Annotated in this window: 1 protein-coding gene; it reads left to right on the forward strand. The window is 34.9% G+C overall.

The features are described from left to right. Positions 1-118: 118 nt before the first annotated feature. The coding region (locus CN514_RS24995; protein ID WP_098234853.1) for an MTH1187 family thiamine-binding protein at positions 119-418 on the forward strand (300 nt) is incomplete at its 3' end.

The raw sequence follows: 418 nt of genomic DNA on the forward strand, positions 1-418 counted from the left end.
TAAGTGCAACTACGCCTCTGGATTCGCCTTAAAGCTCGCCAATCGTCGAGTTTTCTTTATTATCACAAACATGTTAGGATAGACAAGTAACATATTGATAAAAAAGGAGAATACAAAAATGGCAATTATTGACGTTTCAATCGTACCAATTGGCACAGAAACACCTAGTGTAAGTGCGTATGTAGCAAATATACATAAAGTTTTAGAAAAGTATAATGGCGAAGTGAAATTCCAACTTACACCAATGAATACAATTATTGAAGGCGAATTACCGTTATTATTAAAAGTTGTACAAGAAATGCATGAGGTACCATTTGAAAATGGAATTTCAAGAGTTGCGACGACAATTCGAATTGATGATCGTCGCGATAAGAAGAGTACAATGGAAGGTAAGTTAGCTTCTGTTCAAGCAAAACTT

It is taken from the genome of Bacillus sp. AFS001701 (genome assembly GCF_002559405.1).
Lineage (GTDB): Bacteria > Bacillota > Bacilli > Bacillales > Bacillaceae_G > Gottfriedia.